Annotated in this window: 3 protein-coding genes; 1 reads left to right on the forward strand and 2 read right to left on the reverse strand. The window is 38.4% G+C overall.

The window, feature by feature from the left end; genetic code table 11:
- Positions 1-66: 66 nt before the first annotated feature.
- A complete protein-coding gene (locus tag D0T84_RS20780) occupies positions 67-465 on the reverse strand; it encodes a hypothetical protein (RefSeq protein ID WP_163309793.1) in 399 nt (132 codons plus the stop codon).
- A 197-nt stretch (positions 466-662) separates the two neighbouring features.
- On the opposite strand from D0T84_RS20780, the gene D0T84_RS20785 reads away from it, so the two are divergent.
- The gene (locus D0T84_RS20785) at positions 663-5339 is read left to right on the forward strand and encodes an SNF2-related protein (RefSeq protein WP_163309794.1); all 4677 of its coding nucleotides are present in this window, start codon (positions 663-665) and stop codon (positions 5337-5339) included.
- A gap of 418 nt (positions 5340-5757) precedes the next feature.
- Here the strand turns inward: D0T84_RS20785 and D0T84_RS20790 are convergent, their stop codons facing one another.
- Complete coding sequence (locus tag D0T84_RS20790; RefSeq protein ID WP_163309796.1) at positions 5758-5973, reverse strand: hypothetical protein; 216 nt, start codon at positions 5971-5973, stop codon at positions 5758-5760.
- Positions 5974-6670: the final 697 nt, after the last annotated feature.

Consider the following 6670-nt stretch of genomic DNA (forward strand, 5'->3'; position numbering starts at 1 on the left):
GCTTAAGAAAAAAACGGTAATTTTGTCAGACTAATTTGCACAGTGAGTGGGTGGGTATCACCGGAATCACTGGGTGGGTATCGCCGGAATATGCACTTCTCCCTCTTCTTCTTTCTTAGCTGCACCGAATAAGCGTCTCATAAATTCAGTTTCAAAATCTTTGTTTGCATTGGCTTCCTCTTCGTTCATTGGTCGAGGAATGAAACGGCTTGCAATCTTCTCGTATAGCTTTGCCCTCTCGATAGGATCAGTTATATCTTGAAAGTCCTGCTTGAATTGCTCGAACTTATCAACTGCGAACTCTTCCAGTAAGAGCTTTACTTGATTGGGTACTTTGTTCTTTGCTCCATTCGGTCTGCCGAAAGGATTGTTAGAGGGTGTTCCCTTCTTAGGTCCTGGTTTCTTCCTCTCGGTTGTCTTTTTGGGTTTAGTATCTTTTGGATTGGTTGCTTCCTTTTTAGCCATAATCTATCTGTTTATTTACAAACATTTACAAATGTAGATTAGAGTCAACACTTTAGCCTTTAAAGCCTTAAATTCTTTTCGACCACTCCGATAGTTTTTTCATCTACAACAGCCTAAAAGCTCTCTAAATCTTTTATTTGTGGGATAACAGGTCGGCATGACCTTTAATAATCTATTAATCTCATAAACAACAGGATATGATAGGAGCAGCAATAGGAGCAGGTGTAGGTTTGGTAGGCTCTATCTTCGGTGGTAGTAAGGCTGCCAAGCAACGCCGTAAGATGAACCGCTACCTAAACGAGCAGGATGCAGAGAATACAGCCCAATATAACAGAGACTATTACTCTGACTATACACAGAGAGCCGATACTCAAAACCTTATGAAACAGCTTAGAGACAATCTAAGCAAGAATAATAAGCGAGCAGAGAATATGGCAGTTGTTACAGGTGCTACTCCCGAACAACAAGCAGTAGCAAAAGAACAATCTAATAAGGTTATCTCCGACACATACTCAAACATTGGAGCAATGGGGCAGCAATGGAAAGACCAAGTATCTAACCGTTACCTGTCTCGTAGAGAGAATATCGCTAACCAGCGTATGGGTATGATGGGGCAGAAAGCACAATCATACGAAAACTTAATGAACACAGGATTGAATATGTTGGGTGGCTCAATCGGTAGCCTTGCCGGTGGTTTAAGCGGAACTGCATCTAAAGCATTACCATCTCCTGCTATTAGTACGATTACTCCAACAACACAACTCCTTGACACATCAGGATATCTCTATGACAGTAATAATAAAGACATATCTACTCAATTTGATATACACGACTACTTTATAGCTAAGAGTGTCAGAACACTGAAAGCAGGTGGTATCGGTGTATTTATTACAACATCATCTACACTCGATAAGAGTGCATCGCTCCGAAACTGGCTTATCAATAATGGTAATGCAGACTTTATAGATGCGATACGCTTGAATACAGACACATTCAAGAATGATGCAGGAACGGAAGCAACTGCCGATATTATCATTGTCCGTAAGCGTGATGTGAACGGTATATCTCCATACGCTAAGAATATGCAAGATTCTGTTATGGAGCGTGAAGCTACCTATACTCAACAGGAAAAAAATCAATGGGGATATAACACAGGAGAGGTAGAGAAGAAAGCCCGAATGGTGTATAACAAATATTTCCTTGACAATCCTATGAGAATGGCAGGAGAAATGAAATTCGGCTTTGAGGGTGGTAATGCTATCCGTCCTACCGAACAAAGGCTTGCACCTGTAAAGGCTATCAATCAGCAAGAAGTAATAAATCAGATGATTGATGAACTTCCAAGCAATATATATAATACTACTCCTGCCGACAAAACATCGAAAGCAGTAGCCAATAATGGAACTAAAGAAGGCGGTTTGACAATTATAGACGGACAGCCATACATCATACAATATAATGAAGCGGTTCCAGTAGATTGGAATAGTAACAAAGCAGCAGGTTATCCGAAAGAAGAAGTATTACAAGACTATCTGGATATAAAAAATACCATTAGTGAATTGTTAGAAGCCGAAAGTTCCACAGATAACGAACTTGTTTATATCAACAAAACCAGAACAAAACTTAACAAAGCCTATGACAACTTTGTAAAGAAATACGGCAATCTGAATGAGAACAGGAAAATAAACTTCCTGCAAGATGATATTGATTTCCCTTCCGTGGCTGCTATTGAAAATATTGAGGACGGAAAAGACGGAGTAAAGACCGTATCGAAGAGTGATATATTTTCCAAGCGTGTCATCGACAATCAGATTGAGCCGAAAGCGGACAATGTAGAAGATGCGGTCCGTGTTTCCATGAATCAGAATGGAAAGGTAGATATACCATACATTGCTCAACTACTCGATAAAACGAATGAAGAGGTACAATCGGAGATAGTTAGTAAGCGTATAGGCTTTGTCAATCCAGAGACAGGACTTGTAGAAGCTCGTAATCAATATCTATCTGGCAATGTCCGTGATAAACTATCTATTGCCCAACAAGCAAACCAAGAGAATGAATATGAAAGCAATATAGAGGAATTGTCGAAAGTTATTCCTGCCGATATTCCTATCAACCTTATCAAGCTGACTTTAGGTAGTACATGGGTACCTACAAATGTGTATGAAGATTTCTTCAAAGAAACATTTGACGTAGGAGCACAGTTTACCAAAACATCGACAGATAAGTATATCGGTAAGTTCTCTCGTAAGGATAATGCCAAAGATATACAAATGGGTATGCCCGAAGCATCTGGAAGTACATTAGCTCTTAACTCTATGAACAATGCTACTACTACCATATCTATGCAGGTGTGGGAAGATGGCAAACGAAAAACTGTTACCGATCCTCTAAAAACTGCACAGGCAGCAGCCAAACAATCAGAGATAGCCGAAACTTTTGAAGCATGGGTAAAACAGAATAAGAAATACCATGAAGAGTTAGAGAATATTTATAACAATACTTTCAATTCCGTTGTAAATTCAACGGTAGATGTAGATTCGTTTGACCGTTTCCCTGGTGTTGGTGGTAAAGTAGTATCGCTAGGCTCTAAAGAATTGGAGAACGGAAAAGAGCTTCATCAATACCGAGTAGCCAAAGAAAATACAGAAGCCGACAATGAACTTGTTGCAAAAGAAGCTAAAAGTTTAGGACTCGATTATAATGCCGAAACTGGCGTTTACTCTACAACCAATAGAGGTAATGCCGATACATTCGCTAAAAAACTGAATGGTACAGCTAAGATTCTTCGCCAACATCAAAAAGAAGGTGTTATCCGTGGATTGGAAAGTGCTACACTTCTGGCACATGAAGTAGGAACAGGTAAGACTCTTACCCTTATTACTACTGCAATGGAAATGCGGAGACTGGGACTAGCTAAAAAGCCGACTATTGTTGTACAGCGTTCTACCTACAAGCAATTTGTAAAGGAGATTAAAAACCAATATCCGAATGCTAAAGTGTTGGCACCTTCAGCAAAGGACCTAACAGCCAAACAAAGAGAACAGTTGTTCGCTAAGATAGCCTATAATGATTGGGATATTGTTGTTCTCTATCATTCTTACTTAGATTCCATACCCGACAATCCGCAACGTGTGGCTCAATACATTGATGAAAAGATTCAAGAGAAAATGGATCTGCTTGCAGAAATGGAGAGAGCCAAAGAAGACGGTGCAGCCAATGCAGGCAGGATGATGGGAGCTTTGAAAAAAGAGATTGAGAGATTGGAGAGAGACAGAGACAATACGTTGAACCCAGATGTAGAGGAAGAATCCGATACTCCAACAAAATCTAAACGTAAACGTTCTGTAAAGGATATAGAGAAAGTACGTTCCAATGCAGAAGCAAAAGCCGAGAAGTCACTTGATAGACGTACTGATAATACAATGACCTTTGAACAGTTGGGTATTGATGCCCTATTGATTGATGAAGCACACGCCTATAAAAAACTAGGTTTTGTTACTTCCCTGCAACGTGTGAAAGGTATTGATACGGCAGAGTCGAAACGTGCTCAAAGTACACGGCTTAAATCATCATACATATTGGAGAATCACAACGGAAAGAATATTGTGTTGGCGACAGGTACTCCAATATCCAATACAATGGCTGAAATGTGGACGTTCATGCGTTACCTGTACCCACGTACAGAAATGGGACGTTTGCAGATGAATAACTTCGATGCCTTTGTGAATAACTTCGGTAGCATAGAGGAAAGTGCAGAGTTCGGCTCAAATGGTAAATTCAGAATAACAAACCGTTTCTCTTCTTACTCGAATGTTCCAGAACTGATAGCAGCATGGCGACAAGTGGCTCATACTGTATTGACCGAAGAAGTATCGACACTAAAAGAAGGTGTCGGTACTCCACGAGTAGAAGGTGGTAAGCCTGCGGATATTATGCTAGAGCAAACGCCACCGCTAAAATCGGTAATGAAAGCTATCAAGAATAAACTTGAAGAGTTTGACCGAATGAGTGGAGCCGAGAAAAAGGAGAACTCCTATATTCCTCTTGTTATGTTCGGACTTGCTAAACGTGCAGCGATTGACGTTCGTCTGGTTGATCCTAATTTGCCCGACCACCCAGACAGCAAACTAAATCAAGCTGTACGTGATATATTACAGGACTTAAAAGAAACAGATAGCTATAAAGGGACTATTGCTATATTCTGTGACAGCTACCAAAGTAGTGATAAGAGTTTCAATGTGTTTATAGATATAAAGCAGAAACTTGTAGATAATGGTATTCCTGCAGAACAAGTTGCTATTATTAATGACTATGTTACTGACATATCAAAAGAAAAACTTTTTGAGCTTGTTAATCATGGGGATGTTCGTGTAATAATGGGTACTACAGAGAGATTAGGTGTTGGTGTAAATATTCAAGAACGCCTATTTATGGCAGGGCATTTAGATGCTCCGCTTCGTCCTAGTGATTATCAGCAACGTAATGGTAGAATTATAAGACAAGGGAATACACATCTAAACATGGGTAAACCTGTTAGACTTAGACGTTGGGGTGTAAAACAGACATTGGACGTTACAGGCTATCAACGTCTGGAGATAAAGAAAAAGTTTATCGACCAGATAATGAAGGGAGATGTTTCTCAACGTATGCTCGAAGAAGCAGACATTGAGAGCACAGACAGCAGCAACTTTAACCAGATGATGGCGACCTTATCGGGTAGTCAAGCTGCACTTGCATTGTCGATAGAACAAAACAAGTTGAAGAAACTACAAAATGCCAGACAATACCACGAAGATAACCAGGTGTATATGGCAGGAGCCGTACCAGATTTGATAGTATCTCCTTTAAGATCATTCTTAGATGCTGAATAATCAGTTTCTATGAAAGAATATTTTGATTTATAACTTATACGTATATATACTCTAAATGTTTTATCTTTACGTTGTCTATGTAAGTGAACATAGGGTTTAAAAATAATTCTCATATTAGAAAATGTTGTAAACTTTGTTGTAAACTTTTTATATTCGCAAAGTTATTGTTTTATATTATAAATAAAACATTAGAATAGATATTTTAACAATATATATTGATAATCAATGAATTGCAAATATAATCATCTCATATACTGATAAGTATTAAAAATATCAAATATACTTTGAGGGGGTAGTTTCCGTATGGATGTGCGAGTTCGAGTCTCGCCGTGCGCACAAAGGGTTTCAAGAAATTGAGGCTCTTTTTTGTTTTAGGTGTGGCATCAATTTTGCTATCAAATTTTACGATACGACCCGTTTAATCCAAAACTTCATCTATAATCCCTCCGTATACTTTCATATAATGATTCTGTATCGTTATTCTGAAATCCTGTTTGATTAGCAGGTCTTTAAAATTCTCCTCTAAAACTTTACAATTGTCTAATAATGCTTTTCGGCGCGCCTCGCTTTCTTTATTATCGAACCACGCACAGAAAAGCAGATTGATTATGAACATAACGATCAGAAAACTCATTATGAACACAATAGAGTAATGTAAAGATATGTTTGGTTGGAAAATCGTACATGTTAATAATGTTACTATCATTAATCCATTGATTAATAACGGTGTAGTTAAGTGCTTCGATTTTAAGTCAGTTTTCATGTGTTGTAAAATGAAAGAACGCGGCACTCATCACTCCGCTGCTGAGGTACTGGAATACCCAAAGAGACAAAGATGACGAGTCCGCGCCTTATGGCACGAGCGTTTTTAACGTCATCCTTCTCTCTTTTGTAAATTTCCAGTTTCCAGCGAGGAAGGAGTTAATTAATAACGCTAATGTTATATCAAAAAAATAGCTACACTTAGCTACAGTATTATATTAACAAAAGTAGGTACTTTTTGCTTATCAACCAATTAGAATGTTAAAAATATGAATGTAAAATTAGGCCAGTGTTCCCCCAAAAAAGAAAACCCTCTGAATATCTGCTGATAATCAGAGGGTTTCAAAATTGATTTGTGCGATAATGTATCAGATTATCGAACGCTTATAGAGGACTTTGTAAAGGTTATTGAGTTTATGAAGTATATTAACTTTCACTACTGTCCGGTAAAAAACAGAGCGAACTTTTAAAAAATAAAAAATCCGCTCTTCTGCTTATCTTTGTAGTAGCAACAAAACAAAATTAAGCTCATGAGCAAAAGTAGGGATTTTATCGGACAGCCGATATTG

Source organism: Dysgonomonas sp. 521, assembly GCF_010501055.1.
Lineage (GTDB): Bacteria > Bacteroidota > Bacteroidia > Bacteroidales > Dysgonomonadaceae > Dysgonomonas.

Bases quoted from the DNA above. Each gene is read 5' to 3' on its own strand.
- D0T84_RS20790 (WP_163309796.1), bottom strand. From the start codon at position 5,973: ATGAGTTTTCTGATCGTTATGTTCATAATCAATCTGCTTTTCTGTGCG.
- D0T84_RS20780 (WP_163309793.1), bottom strand. From the start codon at position 465: ATGGCTAAAAAGGAAGCAACCAATCCAAAAGATACTAAACCCAAAAAG.
- D0T84_RS20785 (WP_163309794.1), top strand. From the start codon at position 663: ATGATAGGAGCAGCAATAGGAGCAGGTGTAGGTTTGGTAGGCTCTATC.